The following is a 20,790-nucleotide window of genomic DNA, read 5'->3' on the forward strand; positions in this document are numbered from 1 at the left end:
CGGACTCTCGGACGCGAGTACGTAACATACTGCCGGTGATCCGCCAGTCATCGCTCGCCGCTGCCCCGCCGCTCGACCACGGCCCGCAGGACGGCGCCCCGGTCTACACCGTCGCCGACCGCCCTCGCGCCGCCGTCCTCTCGGCCGCCACCCTGCTGCTCGCCGGCGGGGTCGTCCTCGTCATCGCCCGGCTGCTGCCCGTCGTCGGCACCTGGGTGCTGCCGCTCGTGCTCGCCGGTCTGACCGGCGCCTTCCTCGTCGTCGGTCGCCGGCACGCTGCCCGTGGCCGGACCTGGGCCGCGCGCGCCTGGGCGGGGTGGGCCGGTGTCACGGGCGCCCTCGCGGTGGCGGGGACCGTGAACGCCGTCGGGCTCGGGGGAGCGCTCGTCGCCGTCGGGCTCCTGGCGATCGCGGTGAACGGCGCGATCGCACTGTGGTTCCGGTCGTCCGTGCACGCGGCCGTCGTGCAGCTCCTCGGACTCGGGTGGGGAGCGCTCGCGCACGTGTACGGCGAGGCACCGTGGGCCACGCTCGTGCTCGCGGCGGCCGGCCTGTGGTGGCTGCGGACCGTCGCCCCCGCGCGGACCCTGACCGCGACGACCACCCTGGTGCTCCCGGTCGCGATCGCGTTGCTGGTCCACCCGCTCGCCCACGACGGCGCCGCCCTCGACGGAGCGGACGTCGTGGTCCTCACCGGGGCGGTGGCCGCCGCGGTCACCCTCGTCGCCGCGGACCGACGACCGTCGGTGACCACCGTGTGGCGCACCGTCCGGGCAACCGCGACCACCGCACTCGTCGTGCAGGTCGCCCTCGGTGCGGTGCCCGCCGTGTCGACCGCGCTGGCACCGGTGGCACCGTGGCCGTCCGTGCTCCTCGCCGTCGCCGTGGTCCTCGGGTGCCTGGCCGTCGCCGCCGTCCGGGCCGCCCGCACCGGACTCGTGACGGTGCTCGTCCTCGCCGCGCTGCAGGTCGTCGAGACGGCGGTCGCGGTCACACAGGGGGCGGTCGCCGCCGGGACGGTGGGGCTCGGGGGGCTGCTGGCCCTCGTCGTCGTCGCGCTCACGCGCCCGGTGGACCGGACCGGGACCTCGCGACGACGGGCACTGCTCTGGGCTGCAGCGCTCGCGCTCCCGGTCGTCTGGGCGCTCGTCGCCGGTCTGCCCGCGCTCGCGCTGGCCGTCGTGCTCATGGTGTCCGGCGGCACGGTCGCGGCCCTCCTCACCGCCGGGGGTGCCCGGTGACCCGGCCGAGCCGCCGGTCCTTCCTCGCCGGGGGACTCGGAGCGGCCGCAGCGGGTGCGGCAGCGGCGGCCGCGGTCGTCTCCCGCTCCGATGCTCCGGCCGAGGCCGGTGCCGGACCCCGGCGTCCCACGGTCGACACCGACGCGCTCGGCACCGCGACCGAGTACGACTACGTGGTCGTCGGCGCCGGGGCCGGTGGGGTCCCGCTCGCCGTCCGGCTTGCCGAGGCCGGACACAGCGTGCTCGTGCTCGACGCCGGGCCGGCCCGCACCGACCCCGACGTCTACGACGTGCCCGCGTTCCACCTCTTCGCCTCGAGCGCCCCGGAGATGAGCTGGGACTTCTGGGTGCGGCACTACTCCGACGCGGCGGCGCACGGCTCCGCGTTCGTCCCGGAGCGGGACGGCGTGCTCTACCCGCGGGCGTCCACCCTCGGCGGCTGCACGGCGCACCACGCCCTGCTCATGCTGGCGCCCGAGTCCGACGACTGGGACCGGATCGGGCGGATCACCGGCGACCCCGGTTGGAACGCCGCGGTGATGCGCCGGTACCAGGACCGTGTGCGCGAGTGGCTGCCGATCGAGACCTCCCCGGCCGCCGTGCTCACGGAGGACCCGACGCTCGCCCGGATCGTCACCGCGGCGCTCGTCGAGACCGGGCACCTCGCACCGCCGGCCTCCGACGTCGACGTCGACCGGGGCACGGTCGGCGGCACGCTGCTCGACCCCAACGACGAACGGGGCATCGAGGCGTACCGCGAGGGCGCGTTCCTCGTACCGCAGTCGTCACGGGACGGCAAGCGCTACGGCACCCGCGAGCGACTCCTCGAAGCGGTCCCGCGCTGCGACGGCCGGCTGGCGGTCCAGTCGGACGCGCTCGTCGAGCGCGTCGTGTTCCGTGACGACGACCGGGGTCCGCGGGCCGTGGGCGTGGACGTCGTCGTCGCTCCGTACCAGTACGGCGCGAGTCCCCTCCGTCGACGCCTCGGTCCGCAGCAGCGCGACGCGGCACGCGTCCGGGTCACCGCCAGGCGCGAGGTGATCGTCGCTGCCGGGGCCTTCAACACCCCGCAGCTCCTGATGCTCTCCGGCGTCGGCCCCGCCGAGCACCTCCGCGCACACGAACTGCCCGTCGTCGTGGACGCCCCAGGGGTCGGCGCGAACCTGCAGGACCGGTACGAGATGACCGTCGTCACCGAGTACGACCGCGAGTTCTCCGTGCTCCAGGGCAAGCGGTACGGACGACCGGGCGACCCCGGCATGCGTCAGTGGCGGTCGGGCGACCCGAACGCGCTCTACCGGTCCAACGGGATCCTGGTCGGCGTCAAGCGCAAGGCGCCGGGCGGCAGCGAGCACCCCGAGCTGTTCGTCTTCGGGGCACCGTCGGACTTCCGCGGCTACCGACCCGGCTTCGCGGAGGACGGCCTGCGCGGCGGCGACCACTTCAACTGGGCGGTGATCCGCGGGTACCAGCGGAGCATGGACGGCACCGTGCGACTGCGCAGCAGCGACCCGACCGAACCGCCCGCGATCAACTTCCGCTACTTCGACGACGACGGGGACTCCCCGGGCGTCCGCCAGGACCTCCGCGCGGTCCGCGCCGGCATCGACCAGGCCAGACGGATCGACCGCACCGCCCGGGCGCTGCGTTTCGGGGACGCCGCGACCGCCCGCGAGGTCTGGCCGGGCGCCGGCGTGCACGGCGACGAACTCGACGCGGTGATCCGTCGCGACGCCTGGGGGCACCACGCCAGCTGCTCCGCACGGATGGGTGCCGGCGGGGACCCGCTCGCCGTCCTCGACAGCGACCACCGCGTCCGGGGCACCCGCGGTCTCCGCGTCGTCGACGCCTCGGCCTTCCCGGTCATCCCCGGCCTGTTCCCGCTGATGACGATCTTCGCCATGTCCGAACGCGCCGCCGAGCGCATCCTCACCGGAGGAGACCGATGAACCCCCTCGCCACGGAGGACCTGCCGACCGAGTGCGCCGTCGCGGTGGTCGGATCCGGCTTCGGCGCATCCGTCGCCGCCGCCCGCATCGCCGCGGCGACCGGGGGCGTCGTCGTCCTGGAGCGCGGCGAGGAGTGGCCACCGGGCACGTTCCCCACCGACCTCGCCGGCATCCGGTCGGCCCTGCGCAGCCGACGCAACCCGCTCGGCCTGTTCGACCTGCAGCTCGGCAGCGACGTCGACCGCCTCACCGCCAACGGCCTCGGCGGCGGCTCGCTCGTGTACGCCAACGTGCTGCTCGAGGCCGACCCGGACGTCTTCGCCCACGGTTGGCCGACCGGGATCGACGCGGCGGTCCTGCGGCCGTACGCCGACCGGGTCCGGGCCGTGCTGCGACCCGAGACCGAGGACCGCCCGGTGCCGAAGGCCACGGCGCTGACCGCCCTCGGGCGCGCGCACGGGCGGACGCCGGTCCGCGTGCCCCTCGCCGTGCGGCTGCGGGACGACCCGATCACCGGCGCACCCGGTTGCACCCGCTGCGGCAACTGCGTGACGGGGTGCAACGTCGGCGCGAAGACGACGATGTGGGCGAGTTACCTGCCGATGGCCGCGGCCTCCGGCGCGCGGCTCGTCACGCGCACGGAGGTGCTGCACGTGACGCCGGGCACCGCCACGGGCCGTCGCTGGACGCTGCACGGGGTCCGGCACGCTGCGACCGGACGACGCCGGACGAGCACGCCGTTCACGCTGCACGCCGACGTGGTCGTGCTCGGGGCGGGCGCCCTCGGCACGACCGCGGTCCTCCTCCGGAGCCGCCGTGCCGGGCTCGCCACGAGCGACCGGCTCGGCCACGGGTTCTCCGGCAACGCCGACTCGCTCGCGGTGTCGTACAACTCGATGAGCCGACGGACCGGCATGGGTGCGCGGGACCAGCACCGGCCGGAGGTGCCGATCGGACCGACCATCACGACCGCGCTCGACCTGCGCGACGGCCGCGACGGGTACCTCGTGCAGGACGGCGCGCTGCCGCACCCGCTCGCCGACGCGCTCCGCCGGGTCCTCGGCCTCCGGTTCGCCCTGTCGGCGGACAGCCGGGTGTGGTGCGACCTGCGCCCGAACGGCTGCCCGCCGGGCTGTTCGGCGATCGAGCACTCGCAGGTCTGGCTGGCGATGGGCTCCGACGCCGCCGCCGGCCGGATCGAGCTCGACCAGCGCGACGAGCCCCGGATCGTCTGGGCCGACGCCGGGCGGCAGGACGTCTACTCGCGGCAGCTCGACGACCTGCGGCTGCTCTCCGAGGGTGCCGAGGCCACCCACGTCGGCAACCCCCGGCACGCGCTCCTGCGTCGCGGGCTCCCGTCGACCACCCCGATCACGGTGCACCCGCTGGGCGGCGCGGCGACGGCGGACCGGCCCGCCGAGGGCGTCTGCGACGCGGACGGACGCGTCTTCGACCCGGGCGGCGGCGTGCACGACGGCCTCTACGTCGTCGACGGTGCGCTCTGCCCGACGAGCACCGGCGCGAACCCGTCGCTCACCATCGCCTCGCTCGCCGAGCGGATCGCGGAACGACTGGTGCAACGCGACCTGCCCCGGCTCCTCGCCGGCACCACCCGACCGGGAGGCGCACGGTGACGCGGGCACGGACGGGTGCGGTCGCGCTCGGGGTCGCCGCTGCCGTCGCCCTCGCCGCGGGCGTCGTGCCCTCGGTCGCCGAGACCGTCGAGACCCACCGGGCGCTCAGCGCCGACGGCGGTGCCGTCACCGCCGCCTTGCAGCTGCGACCCTCGCGAGGACCGGTGGCCCGGCTGCGCACGGGCATGCTCGCCGTCCCGGGCCTCGGCGGCGGGGCGCACCGCGTCCGCGTGGGCGTCGCCGAACCGGAGGGGGAGCCGGTCGCCGACCTCCTGTTCCTGCACGGGCACGCGGACCGCCTGGACAACCACGCCGCACTCTCCGACGCGCTCACCGCGGCCGGCGTCCGGGTCGTGTCGTTCGACCTGCCGTCGCACGGCGAGACCGACGCGGGACCGATCGACCGGTGGTCCTTCGACGACCTCGCCGCGCTGTCCGGCCGGGTCCTGCAGGCCACCGAGCAGGACCCGGACCGGCCGCTGGTCGTCGCCGGGTGGTCCTTCGGCGGGCTCCTCGCCACGCGGTTCGTGCAGGACCCGGCGGAGCGCCGGGCACTCGGGCGCCCGGTCCGCGCACTCGCGCTCGAATCGCCCGCCGTCGCACCGCGCACCTTCGCGGGCGGCGACGGCGTCTCCCGCCTCCGGGCCCTCACGCACGACCTGCACGCACCGGTCGTCGGACCACCGGCCCCCGCATCACCGTTCCTCGACCCGGTGTTCGCGGGTCGGCTCGTCGCCCAGGCCGGGGTCGCGGTGGCCACCCCGCTGCCGGACGGGGTGCCGACGCTCGTGCAGCTCGGCGGTGAGGACGAGGACCGCTACGTGGACGTGCCCGCCGTGCGTTCCTGGGCCGAGCGCGTGGCGCCGCGGGCCGGTGCCGCGGTCCGGGTGCAGGACTTCCCGGGTTCCCGACACGGGATCGACCTCGAGTCGTGGCCCGTCGGCGAGTCGGCACGGAGCCGACTCGTGGACTTCGTGCTGCGGGAGGTCGGACGATGATCCGTTTCCGGGAGCGCATGGCGGGGCCGGTCGGCCGGGTCGACCCGCGCCCGTGGACCCTGCCGCCGCGTGGTGTGCCGACGACCGACGCCGAGCTCCGGGACACGGCCGCGACGGCGGACCTCTCGGAGACGGTGGAGCTCGACCTCGACGACCTGCACGTGCTCGTCGAGGGCGTCGACGCGACCGACGGGTACCGCGCCCGGATCACCGCCGGGTCCGTGCGGGGCATCGGCGGCACGGTGCTGCCCGTGGCGTGTGGGTTCGCAGACCTCCTCGCCGCGGCACCCGGTCGGCGGCGGATGCACTACCGGCTGCTCGTGCTGCACGGTGGCCACGGGTACGTGGTCGAGGGCGTGAAGACCGTCACGGGCGCTCCGTGGCGCGCTTGGCGGGAGACGACGACGCTCGCCACGGTGGTCGTCCGTGTCCCGCGCGCCGAGGTGGCCGCGCGGGACGACGAGTCCTGGCTCGCAGCCGGTCGGACCGACGGCCGGGTGGTCGCCGCCGGGGTGCTGCGCGTCCGGGGGCTCGTCCGGCAGGCCGCGTCGATGCGCGGCGCGGTCGGCCGGTTCCTCGTCGGCTTCGCGCGTCGGGTGCTCGCGTCCTGAGTGCCCGTCCCACCGGCGGTCCCAGGTTCCCGGACCGGGCCTGTCGTACCGTTCCGGCATGGACGGATGGCGGAACCCCGCGCGCTGGGCCCGGACCGGGCGCTGGCTGCTCCTGCCGATCGCCGTGCTCGACTGGGTCGCGCTCACTCCGCAGACGATCGTCGTCGCGGCGTTCCTGCTCGCCGTCGTGGGACTGGCCGGCATGGCCGCGGCCCTCGTCGCCCGCATGCTGCGCCGGTCGCGGGGCGCGATGGCCGGCCTCGGTGTCGTCCTGCTGCTCGGCGGCCTCGTGGTGTTCGGGCTCGACCCCTTCCCGGGGCCCTTCCCACTGATCGACGGGTGGTGGCCGGACGCGATCACGCAGCCGCAGCGCGTCGCGAGCGCCTACTGGCAGCTGGCCGGACTCGGCATCGAGCTCGCCGGCGTCGGCATGCTCGCGACGCTGCTGGTCGTCTCGCTGACCGACCGTCCCGCCGCGCGCTGAACGGCCGCGCGGCACGGTCCGTGCTCGGTCCGGCTCAGTGTCGGGCGACGGCGAGCAGCGCACCGCGCTCGACCAGGGGTCGCACCGCCTCGACCGCCGCGGTGCCGTCGCCGGCGGCCCGGACGGCGTCGACGAGGGCGTCGAGCCCGCCGACGTCCGCGAGCGCGTCGTCGGTGCCGAGCACGAGGCGGTCGCCGGGAGCGAGGACGGTGGAGCCGACCGTCCGGGTGCGTCCGGCGGGCTGGACGCCGAGGGGCGCCGCCTCGCCACCGAGCACCTCCGCGCCGCCGTCCGCGCGCACGACGACGGCGAGGCCGTGCCCGGCGCCCACGTGCTCGACGCGCCCCGTCTCGGGGTCCAGCCGCAGGTGCGTCAGCGATGCGACGGTCCCGGCGGCCGACAGGTCGGGGGTGAGCTGCGCCTCCAGGCCGGCGATCGCGACGTCCACCGGCTGGCCCGTCCGGGCAACGACCGCCGACCGCACCGCGGCGGCGAGCAGGGCCGATGCGCGGCCCGGAGCCGGTACGGTGCCCACGGTGACGTGCAGTCGACCGTCCGCTGCGACCCGCCAGTCGACGACGTCGCCGGCGTCCTCGCTGGGGAACGTCAGCGCGTCCACGGCGTACCCGGGGACGGTGACGGGCTCGGGGAGGAGGCCCCGCAGCACCTGCTGGACCCGTCCGCGCTCGATCGAGTGGCCGAGCTCCCGCTCCGCCCAGCGCGCCAGGTCCCCCAGCAGCGTGAGGTCCTCGTCGGAGAACACCCGCGGCTGCGCGTCCATCACGCAGAGCGTGCCGACCCGGGTGCCGTCCGGCATGGTGAGCGGAGCGCCCGCGTAGAAGCGGATCCCGTACTCCGTCGCCGCGGGTGTCTGTGCGAACCGGACGTCGAGCGCGACGTCGGGGATCACCATCGGGTCGGGCGACAGCACCGTGGTCGCGCAGAACTGCTCGGTCGCCGGAACGCTCGTGCCCTGCTGGAACCCGAACGTCGACTGCGTGGTGACCAGGTCGTGGTGCACGAGGTTGAGGAAGGTCAGCGGCACACCGAAGGCCTCGTGGGTCATCCGGGTGATCCGGTCGAAGCGTTCCTCCGGCCCGCTCCCGAGCACGCCGAGCGCCTCGATCACGGCCGTCCGGCGCTCCGCGGGCTCGAGCTCTGTCACTCCTCCGTTGTACCCGGCGCCGCCCTGAGGAACCAGTCCCGCGGGTGGGGGTCGGCGGTCAGCTCGCGTCGAGCGGATGTCGGGGCGACCCAGGCCGCTGCGTTCGCCAGCACCCGCTGGATGTCCGCGTGGTGGTACACCGGGTACTCCTGGTCGCCGGGCGAGAAGTAGAAGACCTTCCCGAGGCCGCGACGCCAGGCGACACCGGACCGGAACACCTCGCCGCCGGCGAACGTCGACAGGAAGACCTCCTCGTCCGGGCGCGGGATGTCGAAGAACTCCCCGTACATCTCCTGCCGGTCGATGACGATCGGGTGCGGGACCCCGGCGGCGATCGGGTGCTCGGGCGCCACCGTCCAGACGAGCTCGCGCTCCCCGTCGTTGCGCCACTTCAGGGAGCAGGTCGTCCCCATCAGGCGCTTGAACGGCTTCGAGTAGTGCCCGGAGTGCAGGACCACGAGCCCCATCCCGGCGTGCACGGCGGCGACCACGCGGTCGACGACCTCGTCGGACACCTCGTCGTGGGCGGCGTGGCCCCACCAGAACAGGACGTCCACACCCGCGAGCCGCTCCGCCGACAGTCCGTGCTCGGGCTCCTGGAGCGTGGCCGTCGAGACCTCCGCCTCGGGGTGGTGCTCGCGGAGCGCGGCGGCGATGACGGTGTGCATGCCGTCGGGGTAGTGCCCGATCACGGTGGCATCGCCGCGGCTCTCGTGGACGTTCTCGTTCCAGACGACGATGTTCAGGGGACGGTCTTCGGTCGGCGCTGACATGCGACCGACGCTACCGTGCCCGTGTCGGAGGTCTCCAGGTCGGTGCGCCACGATGTCGCCATGACTCCCCGATCCCTGTTCCGCGCCGCCGCCGTGGCCGAACTCGTGACCTGGACGCTGCTCATCGCCGGGATGGTGCTGAAGTACGGGCTGGACGCCGGCGACTGGGGCGTGCGGATCGGCGGGGGCGTCCACGGTTTCGTGTTCCTGGCGTACCTGGTGGTGACGACGGTCGTCGCGGTGAACCAGCGGTGGTCCGTCGGGGCGCTCGTGCTCGGGTGGGCGAGCGCGGTGGTGCCGTACGCCACGGTGCCGTTCGAGGTGGCGGTCGCTCGGCGCGGCATGCTCGACGGGGCGTGGCGCCGGACCCCGGACGCGCGGTCGGGGGCCTGGGACCGGCTGCTGTTCTTCGTGGTGCGTCGGCCGGCGGTGGCGGCGGGCATCGGGGTCGTGGCGGTCGCGCTCGTCTTCTCGGGCCTGCTGGTCGCCGGCCCGCCGGTGCCCTCGCGCGGTTGAGGCCCGGCGCGAGCTCCGCGCGCCGACCGGCCACCCCCTCCCCGAGCGGGCACGGCATGCCGCTCACGTCCGCGGCGTGGGCGGGATGCGGGGTGGGGGCGACCACGGACAGACGGGAGGCGCGGTGCCAGCTGGCACCGCGCCTCCCGTCCGTTCCGGTGCGCGTCTAGAGCGCGGCCAGCGCCTCGTTCAGCGTGGCCGACGGACGCATCACGGCGCTCGTCTTGGCGTCGTCCGGCCGGTAGTACCCGCCGATGTCCGCGGGGTGGCCCTGCACGCCGTTCAGCTCCGCCACGATCGTCGACTCGTGCTCGTCGAGCTGCTGCGCCAGACCGCGGAACGCCGAAGCGAGCTCGGCGTCGTCGGTCTGCCGGGCGAGCTCGTCGGCCCAGTACTTCGCCAGGTAGAAGTGGCTGCCGCGGTTGTCGATCGAGCCGAGCTTGCGACCCGGGGACTTGTCCTCGTCGAGGAACGTGCCCGTGGCACGGTCGAGCGTGTCCGCGAGGACCTTCGCCCGCGCGTTGCCGGTCACGCCGGCGAGGTGCTCGAACGACACCGCGAGCGCCAGGAACTCGCCCAGGGAGTCCCAGCGCAGGTAGTTCTGTTCGACGAGCTGCTGCACGTGCTTCGGGGCCGAGCCGCCGGCACCGGTCTCGAACAGGCCGCCGCCGCCGAGGAGCGGGACGACGGAGAGCATCTTCGCCGAGGTGCCGAGCTCCATGATCGGGAACAGGTCGGTGAGGTAGTCGCGGAGGACGTTGCCCGTGACCGAGATCGTGTCCTCGCCGCGGCGGATGCGCTCGAGCGAGAAGCGCATGGCGTCCTCGGGCGAGAGGACCTCGATCTGCAGGCCGTCGGTGTCCTGCTCGCCGAGGTACGTGCGCACCAGACCGATCAGGTTCGCGTCGTGCGCGCGGGTCTCGTCGAGCCAGAACACGGCGGGGGAGCCGGTGGCACGGGCCCGCGTCACGGCGAGCTTCACCCAGTCACGGATCGCGACGTCCTTCGTCTGGCAGGCACGCCAGATGTCGCCCTCCTCGACCTCGTGCTCGATGACGGTCTCGCCGCCGCTCGTGACGACGCGGACGCGCCCGGCACCCGGGAGCTCGAAGGTCTTGTCGTGCGAGCCGTACTCCTCGGCCTTCTGCGCCATGAGCCCGACGTTGGGCACCGAGCCCATGGTCGACGGGTCGAAGGCGCCGTTCGCGCGGCAGTCCTCGATGACGGCCTGGTAGATGCCGGCGTAGCTCGAGTCCGGGATGACCGCGAGGGTGTCGTGCTCCTCGCCGTCCGGGCCCCACATGTGGCCGGACGTGCGGATCATCGCAGGCATCGAGGCGTCGACGATGACGTCGCTCGGCACGTGCAGGTTCGTGATGCCCTTGTCCGAGTCGACCATCGCCAGCTCGGGCCCGGCGTCGATCCCGTCGGCGAACGCCTGCTTGATCTCCGCGCCGTTCGGCACGCTGTCGAGCCCGGCCAGGATCGAGCCGAGGCCGTCGTTCGGGTTGAGGCCGGCGGCGGCGAGGTCGGCACCGAAGCGCTCGAACACGGTCGGGAAGAACGCGCGGATGACGTGGCCGAAGATGATCGGGTCGGAGACCTTCATCATCGTCGCCTTGAGGTGGACCGAGAACAGGACGCCCTGGTCCTGCGCGGCCCAGATCTGGTCACGCAGGAACGCCTCGAGCGCGCGGACGTGCAGCACGGTGCCGTCGACGACCTCGCCCGCGAGGACGGGGATCGACTGCTTGAGGACGGTCGTCGCGCCGTCGGCCGCCACGAACTCGATGGTCAGGGTGTCGTCGGCGGGGGCGATCCACGACTGCTCGTTCGACCGGAAGTCGTCCTCGCCCATCGTCACGACGTTCGTCTTCGAGTCGGCACTCCACGCGCCCATGCGGTGCGGGTGCTTCTTCGCGTAGTTCTTCACCGAGAGCGGCGCGCGGCGGTCCGAGTTGCCCTCGCGGAGCACCGGGTTGACGGCGCTGCCCTTGGTGCGGTCGTAGCGGGCGCGGACGTCGCGCTCCTCGTCCGTGGTGGGCTCGTCGGGGTAGGCGGGCAGGTCGTAGCCCTGCGCCTGGAGCTCCTTGATCGCGGCCTTGAGCTGCGGGATGGACGCCGAGATGTTCGGCAGCTTGATGATGTTCGCCTCGGGCGTCTTCGCGAGCTCGCCGAGCTCGGTCAGGGCGTCGTCCAGGCGCTGCTCGGCGGTGAGCCGCTCCGGGAACTGGGCGATGATCCGGCCGGAGAGCGAGATGTCGCGGGTCTCGACGTCGACCCCCGCGGTGCGCGCGAAGGCCTGGACGACCGGGAGGAAGGAGTGCGTGGCGAGGAACGGTGCCTCGTCGGTGAGGGTGTAGATGATCTTGGCCATGCTGGCGGGTACTCCCTTGTTCATGCCGTCGGTACGTCCACGCTACTCGGGGCGCAGGATGTCTCGACATCAAGATACATCGCCCGACGCGACGCCGACCGCGGCCGTCCGCGCCCGGCGCATCGCGGAGCGCGCGGCTACTCGCTGATCGCGATCCGGAACACCCGCACCCCGGCGGCCCGCAGCGCGGTGAGCCCGAGGCGCATGCGGAGCGGACGGAACGGGCGCTCCGAGCCGGACCGGGCCGAGGCCTCCCCGATCTGGTGCAGCACCTCGGAGGTCAGCGTCCGCTCGACCTTCGGCACGAGCCGGGTCGCACCGGAGACCGTCACGACGATCCGGACGGCGTGCGGGGCGAGCAGCGGGTCGATGCGCTCGGCAGCCTCGTGTGCGCGGTGGAACGCGGGGTCGTCGCCCGGCCGGCGGATCGCGATGACGGCGAGCTCGGCGTCCCAGGTCTCACCCGGGTCCGGCGGGTCGTCGACGCCCACGACGCGCATCCGTGCCGCGTCGACGCCGGCCCGGACGGACGCGGCCCGCAGCACGGGCAGCAGCTCCTGGGTGCCGGCGAGCACGACGTGCGCGCGCGCCAGGTCGACGGGTTCGTGCCGCTCGCGCGGTCTGCGGGCCATGTCGGGGTCCTTCCGCTCGGTGTCTCGGACACTACCGATCGCCGTGTGCCCGGGGCGAGCGGGCCGGATGTCCGGCCGCCTCCCCGGGTCGTTCGGTAACGAGGAGATCACGACTGCCCCTGTACAAAGCGACAGAGTCGTGCAGAATGGTGGGCGGCCATGACGACGACACGCGAACTCGACCAGCACCCGGAGACCCCGGTGGTGCACCTGTCCCGACGCGCCGCCCTCGAGGCCGAGCGTGCAGCGGCCCGCCGACCGGCACGCCGCTCGCGTCCAGCGCAGCCCGACGCGCCCACGCCGTCGCCCGCCGCCGTCGTCCCGACGCAGGCCACCACCACGCAGGCCGCGGCCGCCCCCGTCGGCCGCCGTGCCACCGCCGCCCGGGCCACCACGGAGCACGTCGACGCCCGGATCACCCGCGTCGTCCGTCGCCCCGGCACCGCCCGCGCAGTGGCCCCCACGGCCCCGCGCGTCGCCCGCACCGGTCCGACCCGCTCCCAGCGCGCGAGCCGCATCACGGTGACGAGCGCGATCGCCGCCCTCGCAATGTTCGCCGCCTCCGCCATGCCCGCGCACGCGAGCGCCGGCACCTCGGTCGCCACCTCGACGATCGCCCCGACCGTCCGCACGCAGGACTACGCCGTCACCCAGGCGATCACCGCGACCGGCCTCGACCGCGACGGCTTCACGATCGGCGGCGGCTCGATCGTCGTCGGCCCGTCGACCGGCGGGAAGGCGGGGGTCAGCGCGGCGAACGCCGTCTCGTTCGGCGGCGACGTCCGCTCGCCGTTCCCCGGCCCGGTCCGCATGAGCTCCGGCTTTGGCTACCGCTCGGCCCCGTGCGGTGCGTGCTCGTCCCTGCACCAGGGCCTCGACTTCAACCCCGGCATGGGCGCGCCGATCGGTGCCGTCGCCGCCGGCACGGTCCGGGTCTCGGGCACGTACTTCTCGTACGGCAACGCGGTCATCATCGACCACGTGATCGACGGCCGGAAGGTGTCGACGCTGTACGGCCACATGATCCCGGGCTCGTCGCCGCTCAAGGTCGGCGACACCGTGCAGGCGGGGGAGTTCGTCGGCCAGGTCGGCACGTCCGGCGTCTCGACCGGGGCGCACCTGCACCTCGAGGTCCTGATGGACGGTGTGACCCCGATCGACCCCGAGGCCTGGCTCGAAGCGCGCATCGGGCGTTCGCTCACCACCTGACCAGCTTCCCTGTGCAGGATCACAGGCATGGACGACTGTCACAGACCCGCCGCCCATCGCCGATCTGACCGGCCGACCCGCTGATGGGCGCCGACACCTGGATCGCGTTCGGGCTCGTCATCCTCTTCGTGCTCGTCGGCGGCGTGTTCGCCGCAGCCGAGATCGCGCTCGTCTCCCTCCGGGAGTCCCAGCTGCAGCAGCTGGAACGCCGCGGTGTCCGGGGCGCCCGGGTCGCCGCACTCGGGCGCAACCCGAACCGATTCCTCTCCGCCGTGCAGATCGGCGTGACCGTCGCGGGGTTCTTCTCGGCCGCGTACGGTGCCTCGTCGATCGCCCCGGACGTGGCCCCGCTCCTCGCCGGCCTCGGGCTCGACCGCGGGACCGCCGAGGCCGTCGCGCTCGTGCTGATGACCCTCGTCATCGCCTACCTCTCGCTCGTGTTCGGTGAACTCGTGCCGAAGCGGCTCGCCCTGCAGCGGGCCGAGGGCTTCTCGATGGCGGTCGCGCCCACGCTCGACCGGTTCGCGACCCTGATGCGCCCGGTCATCTGGGTGCTGTCGAAGACCACCGACGCCGTGGTCCGGCTGCTCGGCGGCGACCCGGACGCCCGCAGCGAGTCGATGAGCACCGAGGAGCTCCGCGGCCTGGTCGACGACCACGACGCCATCGACGCGCAGGGCCGTCGGATCGCCCGGAGCGCGCTCGACGCCGGTGACCGCATCCTCCGCGAGTCGATGCGCCCCTGGTACGACGTGTCGACTATCGACGCCGCCACCTCGATCGCCGAGGCCACCGACCATGCCATCCAGGTCGGTCACACCCGGTACCTCGTCACCGTCGGCTCCCGTGACGACGTGTCCGGCTTCGTGCACCTCCGTGACCTCCTCCGCCCGACCGATCCGTCCGCCCCGGTCGCGTCGCGCGTCCGACCGGTGCTCGCACTGCCCGAGACGAAGTCGCTCTCGGGTGCCATCGCCGACATGCGGACCGAGGGGCACCAGATCGCGCTCGTCGTCGACGAGTACGGCGGCAGCGCGGGCATGGTGACGCTCGAGGCCCTCCTCGAGGACCTCGTCGGCCGGATCCGCGACGAGTACGACGAGCCGGCAGCCGAGACGGACGGGGTCGACGGCGCGACCGTGCTCGAGGACCTCGCGGCCGACGGTGGTCCCGAGCTGCCCGACGGTGACTACGAGACGGTCGGTGGGCTCGTGCAGGTGCACCTCGACCGCGTACCCGTCGTCGGCGACGTCGTCCGGGTGGGCGAGCACCGGCTCGAGGTGACCGAGATGGACGGGCACCGGGTGGCGCGGGTGCGGATCGGCGCGGTCGCGCCGGTGCAGTAGCCGCACCAGGAGCCGGACTGGAGGCGCGTGGCGGGGCCGCCACGTGCCTCCAGTCAGTCCACAGGTACCTCCAGTGCCTCCTTCCGCACCGGGTGGGGCACGTACGCTCGGGGCATGGGTATCGACGTCCGCAACGAGATCCGCGACTTCCTGTCCTCACGACGGGCCCGCCTCACCCCCGACCAGGTCGGCATGCCGTCGTTCGGCGGCGGGGTGCGACGGGTGCCCGGTCTGCGGCGGCACGAGGTCGCCATGCTCGCCGGGGTCAGCGTCGACTACTACACGCGGCTCGAACGCGGCTCGCTGAAGGGCGTCTCGGACAGCGTGCTGGAGGGGCTCGCCGGCGCGCTCCAGCTCGACGAGGACGAACGCGTGCACCTCTGGGACCTCGCCCGGCTGGCGAACTCCGGCGTGAAGGTCATGCACCGGAACGTGCCGACCCGTGTCCGGCCCGGCGTCCAGCGACTGCTCGACGCGATCACCGGTGCCCCCGCGTGGATCCGGAACGAGCGCGGTGACGTCGTCGCGACGAACGAGCTCGGACAGGCGCTGTACGCGCCGATGTTCGCCGGGCCCGGACGTCCGGTGAACACCGCGCGCTTCACGTTCCTCGACCCCGCAGCCAAGACGTTCTTCCCCGACTGGGCGCAGACCGCGCGCGACGCCGTGGCGGTCCTCCGCGCCGCCGCCGTGTCGAACCCCTGCGAGCCCGGGCTCGTGACGCTCGTCGGTGAGCTGTCCACCCGCAGCGAGGAGTTCCGCTCCTGGTGGGCCGCGCACGACGTCCGGCTGCACCGCACGGGCAAGAAGCGCATCGACCACCCCGTCGTGGGCGAGCTGCACCTGACGTACGAGGCGCTCGACCTGGTGGCCGACCCGGGCCTGACGATGTTCTCGTACTCGGCGGAGCCGGGCAGCGAGTCGGAGCGGTCGCTCGCGCTGCTCGGGTCGTGGGCGGCGACGGAGCGCGCCGAGCGACTCGCGGCCGTGCGCGACGCCGAGTCCGAGCCGGTCGACTGACCCCGCTGTGCCGGTGAGCACCCTCCGCGTCGAACCCGCCTTCGTGCGCGCCGTGCGGACCGCACTCGGTGACGCCCGGACGGTGCTCGAGATCGGTGTCGGCGCCGGTTCGTACGCGCCCGCGGATCGCGAGGTCATCCGGGTGGACGCCACCGAGGGCAAGCTCCCCGACGGCATGCACGACGCTGCCCTGTGGGCGTTCCCCGAGCACGAGCGCGACGCCCCCGAGCGCATGCTGCCCGAGCGCGTGCTGCCCGAGATCCGCCGGGTGACCGCCGGCCCGATCGTCGTCCTGACGCGCGACCCCGCGCGGATGCCGGACTTCTGGCTCGCCGAGTACGCCCCCGAGGTCATCGCCGCCGAGGCTCGGCGGTCCCCCTCGCTCGACCGGATCACCGCCGCGCTGCCGGACGACACCGTCACGACCACCCTGCTGCCGATCCCGTTCACCTGCGTCGACGGGGTCACCGAGGCGCACTACGGGCGTCCGGAACGGCTGCTCGACCCGGACGTCCGCAGGGCGGACCCGGCGTGGGCGTCCGTCGACGAGATGACCGCGAGGCGATCGGTGGCAGCGCTCCGGTCCGCGCTGGAGTCGGGGGCGTGGGACGCCCGGCACGGTCGGCTCCGGGTGCAGCCGTCGTACGAGGGGTCGCTCGTGCTCCTCGTCGCCCGGCCCTGAGTCGCGGGCTTCAGCGGCGCCGCTTCAGCCACTCGGCCACGGCAAGACCGCAGAGGGACAGGAGCACCATCGGCGGCGACCACCCGGCGAGCGCTCGTCCGGTCGGATCGTCCGGCGCGAAGCAGGTCCACGAGACGACGGCGAGCGCGAGGGCGGCACCGGACACTGCCCCGGCCAACGGGTAGATGGCGGCGCTCGCGCGTGGCATGGTGACGGTCGACCGCGGCCGCTGGCGGATCACGAGCGACCCCGATCGCGGCGCCGTCGGACGGTCGTCGCCAGGTGGATCACGGCCCCGCACCCGCTCACCGCGAGCGTGATCGCCCCCATGCCAGGGTCGGGGGCGTGCACGGCCAGGACCGCTCCGAGTGCCACCAGGGCGGCGGCGAACAGGACGGCGAACCAGATGCTGTCGAGGACCTTGGACACGCGAACCTCCTTCGTCCGCTCAGCATGTCACACATCACGGCCCGCTTGACAGCCGGTCGTAGGCTGGGGACGTGAGCTTCCAGGAGGTGGTCGGCGCCCGTTGCGCCGGCATCAGGGCGTGACGCCCCCGGTCGTGCCCTCGGGTACGGCCGACGTCGACGACCCCTGACCCCTCCGCCCGGTGCGGCGCGCGTCCGCGTGCCCCGGGCCCCTGCGAAAGCGACCCGTCATGCTGCCCATCAGCGAGAAGACCATCCGCACGTCCTTCGTCAACGCCTCCCGCAAGGAGACGAGCGACCTCACCCTGCCCGACCTCGAGACGATCGAGTGGGACCAGCTCGACTACCTCGGCTGGCGCGACCCGAAGATCGGCCGCCGCGCCTACGCGGTCGTGCCGACCATCGACGGGGACCTCGTCGGCATCCTGTTCCGGCAGGCCGAAGCGTCGCCGCGCTCGCGTGCACAGTGCTCCTGGTGCCAGGACGTCAAGCTGCCGAACGACGTGGTGTTCTGGAGCGCCAAGCGGTCCGGCAAGGCCGGGCGGAACGGGAACACCGTCGGGACGCTCGTCTGCCAGGACTTCCAGTGCTCCCGGAACGTCCGGCGGACGCCGCCGTTGGCGTACGAGGGCTTCGACGTCGAAGCGGCGCGGCTGCAGCGTATCGAGGACCTGCAGCTCCGGGCCGCGTCGTTCGCCGCTGAGGTCTGACGCGCGAATTGAATACACCTTTTATATACCAACATTGCATTTGAGCCGGCAGGGTGCCACGGTAAGTGGAGAGGTCAACGACGGCCTTCAACGACGAAGGGGAAGACGCATGTCACGCTCACGGCGGCTCACCACAACGGTTCTCAGTGCCACCGTCCTCGCGGCGAGCACGATCTGGCTGCCGACCGCAGCGCATGCATCGGAGCAGCCACAACCCCTCAGCGACGCGATCAGTGCACCGTTGCCGGTCGTCACTGAGGACACCGTCCGTCAAGCGATCGCCGATGCACGAGACCACGGCGCTCTGACGAGCACAGTGCTGAGGGCGGACGGCACGCGAACGACGACGATCACAGTTCCAGCCGGGTCGCTCGATCTCGTAGAACCGGGGCCGAGCACGCGGCTGGGGGCGGGAAGCGACAAGAACGGCGCTTACGTCGACTTCAACCAGTACGACCAGGGGGTGATCCTCGGCGGAGCAGGGATCGGTCTGGCCGCCAGTCTGTGCCTCCTCGGCCCGGCAGTGTGCGTCATCGCCAACGCGGCGATCCTGCTCGCGACGACTGCCATCACGACACACCACCTGCAGTGCGGATCGCGCGTCATGCGTGTCCACCTGAGCGGAAGGCCTGGCCCGAAGTGCGTGTGACGCGTGGCGTCCTGAGGCGGACCCTGACGCACCCGGCGGTTGCCATCAGCATCGCGGCGGCGTTCCTGTTCGGCGGAACCGCGATCGCGGTTCCGCTCCTCGGGTCAGACTGCCCGCCTGTGGGCGGGTTGGTGCTCGGCCTGTCGGCGGTCTCTGGGGGGACGTTCATCGCCGGCGCGCATCGCTCTCGACGACGCTGTCGCTGACGACATCGACAGCGGCAGCGGCAGCGGCAGCGGCAGCGGCAGCGGCAGCGGGCCGATGACGGACGGGAGGCGCGGTGCCAGCCGGCACCGCGCCTCCAGACCGTGGCCTGGTCGCGTCAGCGACCGATGGTCGACATGTCGGGGTACCGGTCGCCCGTCGGGACCGGCAGCGCCGACAGCCGCTCGAGCTGGTCCGCACTGAGGGTGAGGTCGGCGGCGCCGACGTTCTCCTCGAGCCGCGAGACGCGCTTCGTGCCGGGGATCGGCACGACGTCGTCGCCCTGCGCGAGCAGCCAGGCCAGCGCGACCTGTGCGGGCGTGCCGCCGGCCTCGGTCGCGATCTCCTTGACGGCGTCGACGATCCGCATGTTCTCGGCGAACGCCTCCTCCTGGAAGCGGGGGTTGGCGAGGCGGAAGTCGTCGGAGTCGAGGTCCGAGGGCTTCGTGATCGCGCCGGTGAGGAACCCGCGGCCGAGCGGCGAGTACGCCACGAGGCCGATGCCGAGCTCACGGAGGGTGTCGAGGACCTCGCCCTCGGGGTCGCGCGTCCACAGCGAGTACTCGCTCTGCAGGGCGGTGATCGGGTGCACGGCGTGGGTCTTGCGGATGGTCGCGGCGCTGGCCTCGGACAGGCCGATGTGCCGGATCTTGCCCTCCTGCACGAAGCCGGCGAGCTGCCCGACGACGTCCTCGATCGGGACGGCCGGGTCGACGCGGTGCTGGTAGTAGAGGTCGATGTGGTCGGTGCCGAGGCGGCGGAGGGAGCCCTCGAGCGCCTCGCGGACGGACTCCGGCGCACTGGAGATGCCGCGCTGCTGGGTCGGCGTCTCCTCGCCGGCCTCGTGGCGGTAGAGCCCGAACTTGGTGGCGATGACGACCTGGTCGCGGCGGTCGCCGAGTGCCCGTCGGAGGAGTTCCTCGTTCGTGTACGGGCCGTAGGCCTCGGCGGTGTCGAAGAGGGTGACGCCGAGGTCGATCGCGCGGTGGATGGTGCGGATCGACTCGGCGTCGTCGGAGCCGGCGCCCGTGTAGAAGGCGCTCATCCCCATGGTGCCGAGGCCGACGGGGCCGACCTCGAGGTCTGCGAGCGTGCGTGTCTGCATGCCTGCAGGTCTACTCCGGTCGCCGCCCTCGCTGGGAGGTACTGACGCGGCTACGCTGAACGCGCGGACAGTCGTCCGCGGCGGACGTTCGTCCGCAGGGGAGGGGGATCTCATGGTCATCGTCTGGACCGTCATCGCAGCTGCCGTCGTGATCGGCACGATGCTCGTCGTGCTCGAGGTGCAGAACGTCCGGCGCCGACGGTCCCTCGAGGGCCTCGAGCCGGTGGACCCGCGGGTCGGCGAGCGTGCGATGGTCGACGCCGAGAGCGCCCACTCGATCGCCGAGGGCACCGCGCGGGCCGCGCACCCGGGCATCGGCGGCGTGGGCGGGACGCTCGGCGGTTCCTGACCGGTTGGAGGGAGCCTCCGGTCCGTGTTGCACTGCGCACGGACGAGTGGTGCGGTTCCTCCAAGACCGTCGCGTGAGCGGGTCCGGGCTGGTGTGATCGGCTCGTGAACCTGTACTTCCGGCTGTTCCTGCTCCAGTTGCGCGTGCGGCTGCGTCCCCGCGTCGGTCGGCGTGCGTCGCTCTGGGACACCGTGCGGACACCGTTCCGCGTCGTGCCGACGGACCTCGATCCGCTGCGGCACGTCAACAACGGCAAGTACCTGTCGATGCTCGACCTCGGACGGCTCGACCTGATGCTCCGCTCCGGCTTCTGGGGCGAACTGGCGGGGCACGGCTGGTACCCGGTCGTCTCCGCCCAGACGATCACCTACAAGCGGTCGCTGACGCTCGGGCAGCGGTTCGAGCTCGTCACGCGCGTGCTCGGGGTCGACGAGCGCGCGGTGTACCTGGAGCAGACGTTCGAGCGTGGCGGCGCGGTCGTCGCCCGCGCGGTCGTCCAGGCACGCTTCCTCCGGCGGTCCGGCGGCACGGTGTCCACGGACGAGCTGCTCGCGGCGGCCGGCGGCACCGGCCGAGACCTCTCACTGCCGGCCTGGGTGCACGACTGGGCGGGAGCCACCCGGATCAGCAGCGGCGCCGCCTGACCGGGCCCCGGCCGCCTGACCCGGCCCGACCGCCTGACGGAGCCACGCCCGGTGCCCGGACGTC

Annotated in this window: 22 protein-coding genes; 15 read left to right on the forward strand and 7 right to left on the reverse strand. The window is 73.6% G+C overall.

From position 1 onward, the window contains the following. Positions 1 to 35 precede the first annotated feature (35 nt). The 6 genes from ACY3FI_RS15720 to ACY3FI_RS15745 are packed head-to-tail and all read left to right on the forward strand — an operon-like array spanning position 36 to position 6,917. The gene (locus tag ACY3FI_RS15720) at positions 36 to 1,241 is read left to right on the forward strand and encodes a hypothetical protein (protein ID WP_462548541.1); all 1,206 of its coding nucleotides are present in this window, start codon (positions 36 to 38) and stop codon (positions 1,239 to 1,241) included. Further along, positions 1,238 to 3,190: a GMC family oxidoreductase gene (locus tag ACY3FI_RS15725; protein ID WP_462548542.1), complete on the forward strand. Its 1,953-nt coding sequence runs from the start codon at positions 1,238 to 1,240 to the stop codon at positions 3,188 to 3,190. Before ACY3FI_RS15720 ends, ACY3FI_RS15725 begins: the two co-directional genes overlap by 4 nt. Further along, positions 3,187 to 4,824, forward strand: a complete 1,638-nt coding sequence (locus ACY3FI_RS15730) for a GMC oxidoreductase (RefSeq protein WP_462548543.1) — start codon at positions 3,187 to 3,189, stop codon at positions 4,822 to 4,824. Before ACY3FI_RS15725 ends, ACY3FI_RS15730 begins: the two co-directional genes overlap by 4 nt. Beyond that, complete coding sequence (locus ACY3FI_RS15735) at positions 4,821 to 5,822, forward strand: alpha/beta hydrolase (protein ID WP_462548544.1); 1,002 nt, start codon at positions 4,821 to 4,823, stop codon at positions 5,820 to 5,822. The genes ACY3FI_RS15730 and ACY3FI_RS15735 overlap by 4 nt, the downstream gene beginning before the upstream one ends. Further along, positions 5,819 to 6,433, forward strand: a complete 615-nt coding sequence (locus ACY3FI_RS15740; protein WP_462548545.1) for a hypothetical protein — start codon at positions 5,819 to 5,821, stop codon at positions 6,431 to 6,433. Before ACY3FI_RS15735 ends, ACY3FI_RS15740 begins: the two co-directional genes overlap by 4 nt. Positions 6,434 to 6,491: 58 nt before the next feature. Next, positions 6,492 to 6,917: a hypothetical protein gene (locus ACY3FI_RS15745; RefSeq protein WP_462548546.1), complete on the forward strand. Its 426-nt coding sequence runs from the start codon at positions 6,492 to 6,494 to the stop codon at positions 6,915 to 6,917. A gap of 34 nt (positions 6,918 to 6,951) precedes the next feature. On the opposite strand, the gene ACY3FI_RS15750 is transcribed toward ACY3FI_RS15745, so the two are convergent. Continuing rightward, positions 6,952 to 8,082, reverse strand: coding sequence for a GAF domain-containing protein (locus ACY3FI_RS15750; RefSeq protein WP_462548547.1), 1,131 nt, complete (start codon positions 8,080 to 8,082; stop codon positions 6,952 to 6,954). After that, a complete protein-coding gene (locus ACY3FI_RS15755) occupies positions 8,079 to 8,855 on the reverse strand; it encodes a ThuA domain-containing protein (protein WP_462548548.1) in 777 nt (258 codons plus the stop codon). Before ACY3FI_RS15755 ends, ACY3FI_RS15750 begins: the two co-directional genes overlap by 4 nt. A 60-nt stretch (positions 8,856 to 8,915) precedes the next feature. Between ACY3FI_RS15755 and ACY3FI_RS15760 the strand changes: the two genes are divergently transcribed. Then, positions 8,916 to 9,371 (forward strand): DUF3817 domain-containing protein, encoded by a 456-nt coding sequence (locus tag ACY3FI_RS15760; protein ID WP_462548549.1) that lies wholly within the window; start codon positions 8,916 to 8,918, stop codon positions 9,369 to 9,371. A 166-nt stretch (positions 9,372 to 9,537) separates the two neighbouring features. Here the strand turns inward: ACY3FI_RS15760 and ACY3FI_RS15765 are convergent, their stop codons facing one another. Then, positions 9,538 to 11,748 (reverse strand): NADP-dependent isocitrate dehydrogenase, encoded by a 2,211-nt coding sequence (locus tag ACY3FI_RS15765; RefSeq protein ID WP_462548550.1) that lies wholly within the window; start codon positions 11,746 to 11,748, stop codon positions 9,538 to 9,540. A 137-nt stretch (positions 11,749 to 11,885) separates the two neighbouring features. Beyond that, positions 11,886 to 12,380 (reverse strand): hypothetical protein, encoded by a 495-nt coding sequence (locus ACY3FI_RS15770; protein ID WP_462548551.1) that lies wholly within the window; start codon positions 12,378 to 12,380, stop codon positions 11,886 to 11,888. A gap of 159 nt (positions 12,381 to 12,539) precedes the next feature. On the opposite strand from ACY3FI_RS15770, the gene ACY3FI_RS15775 reads away from it, so the two are divergent. From ACY3FI_RS15775 to ACY3FI_RS15790, 4 genes are all read left to right on the forward strand, one after another. Continuing rightward, positions 12,540 to 13,589: a M23 family metallopeptidase gene (locus ACY3FI_RS15775; protein WP_462548552.1), complete on the forward strand. Its 1,050-nt coding sequence runs from the start codon at positions 12,540 to 12,542 to the stop codon at positions 13,587 to 13,589. Between the two features lie 83 nt (positions 13,590 to 13,672). Further along, positions 13,673 to 14,935 carry a hemolysin family protein gene (locus tag ACY3FI_RS15780; RefSeq protein ID WP_462548553.1) on the forward strand — a complete coding sequence of 421 codons (1,263 nt, stop codon included), beginning with the start codon at positions 13,673 to 13,675 and terminating at the stop codon, positions 14,933 to 14,935. 114 nt (positions 14,936 to 15,049) lie between these two features. Beyond that, entirely contained in the window at positions 15,050 to 15,955 is a 906-nt protein-coding gene (locus tag ACY3FI_RS15785; RefSeq protein ID WP_462548554.1) for a helix-turn-helix transcriptional regulator, read from the forward strand. Between the two features lie 13 nt (positions 15,956 to 15,968). Continuing rightward, the gene (locus ACY3FI_RS15790; RefSeq protein WP_462548555.1) at positions 15,969 to 16,637 is read left to right on the forward strand and encodes an SAM-dependent methyltransferase; all 669 of its coding nucleotides are present in this window, start codon (positions 15,969 to 15,971) and stop codon (positions 16,635 to 16,637) included. 10 nt (positions 16,638 to 16,647) lie between these two features. Here the strand turns inward: ACY3FI_RS15790 and ACY3FI_RS15795 are convergent, their stop codons facing one another. Together ACY3FI_RS15795 and ACY3FI_RS15800 are read right to left on the reverse strand one after the other, a co-directional pair. Beyond that, positions 16,648 to 16,845, reverse strand: a complete 198-nt coding sequence (locus ACY3FI_RS15795) for a hypothetical protein (RefSeq protein ID WP_462548556.1) — start codon at positions 16,843 to 16,845, stop codon at positions 16,648 to 16,650. 29 nt (positions 16,846 to 16,874) lie between these two features. Continuing rightward, positions 16,875 to 17,066 carry a hypothetical protein gene (locus ACY3FI_RS15800; RefSeq protein ID WP_462548557.1) on the reverse strand — a complete coding sequence of 64 codons (192 nt, stop codon included), beginning with the start codon at positions 17,064 to 17,066 and terminating at the stop codon, positions 16,875 to 16,877. 229 nt (positions 17,067 to 17,295) lie between these two features. Here ACY3FI_RS15800 and ACY3FI_RS15805 point away from each other — a divergent pair, with 229 nt between their 5' ends. Further along, complete coding sequence (locus ACY3FI_RS15805) at positions 17,296 to 17,775, forward strand: FBP domain-containing protein (RefSeq protein ID WP_462548558.1); 480 nt, start codon at positions 17,296 to 17,298, stop codon at positions 17,773 to 17,775. Between the two features lie 109 nt (positions 17,776 to 17,884). Beyond that, positions 17,885 to 18,424, forward strand: coding sequence for a hypothetical protein (locus ACY3FI_RS15810; protein ID WP_462548559.1), 540 nt, complete (start codon positions 17,885 to 17,887; stop codon positions 18,422 to 18,424). A 322-nt stretch (positions 18,425 to 18,746) separates the two neighbouring features. Here ACY3FI_RS15810 and ACY3FI_RS15815 read toward each other — a convergent pair whose 3' ends face one another. Then, positions 18,747 to 19,733, reverse strand: a complete 987-nt coding sequence (locus ACY3FI_RS15815; RefSeq protein WP_462548560.1) for an aldo/keto reductase — start codon at positions 19,731 to 19,733, stop codon at positions 18,747 to 18,749. A gap of 112 nt (positions 19,734 to 19,845) precedes the next feature. Between ACY3FI_RS15815 and ACY3FI_RS15820 the strand changes: the two genes are divergently transcribed. Both ACY3FI_RS15820 and ACY3FI_RS15825 read left to right on the forward strand, forming a co-directional pair. Beyond that, positions 19,846 to 20,082: a hypothetical protein gene (locus tag ACY3FI_RS15820; RefSeq protein ID WP_462548561.1), complete on the forward strand. Its 237-nt coding sequence runs from the start codon at positions 19,846 to 19,848 to the stop codon at positions 20,080 to 20,082. 104 nt (positions 20,083 to 20,186) lie between these two features. After that, a complete protein-coding gene (locus tag ACY3FI_RS15825; RefSeq protein WP_462548562.1) occupies positions 20,187 to 20,726 on the forward strand; it encodes an acyl-CoA thioesterase in 540 nt (179 codons plus the stop codon). Positions 20,727 to 20,790 lie beyond the last annotated feature (64 nt).

The organism is Curtobacterium sp. RM9 (assembly GCF_054956955.1).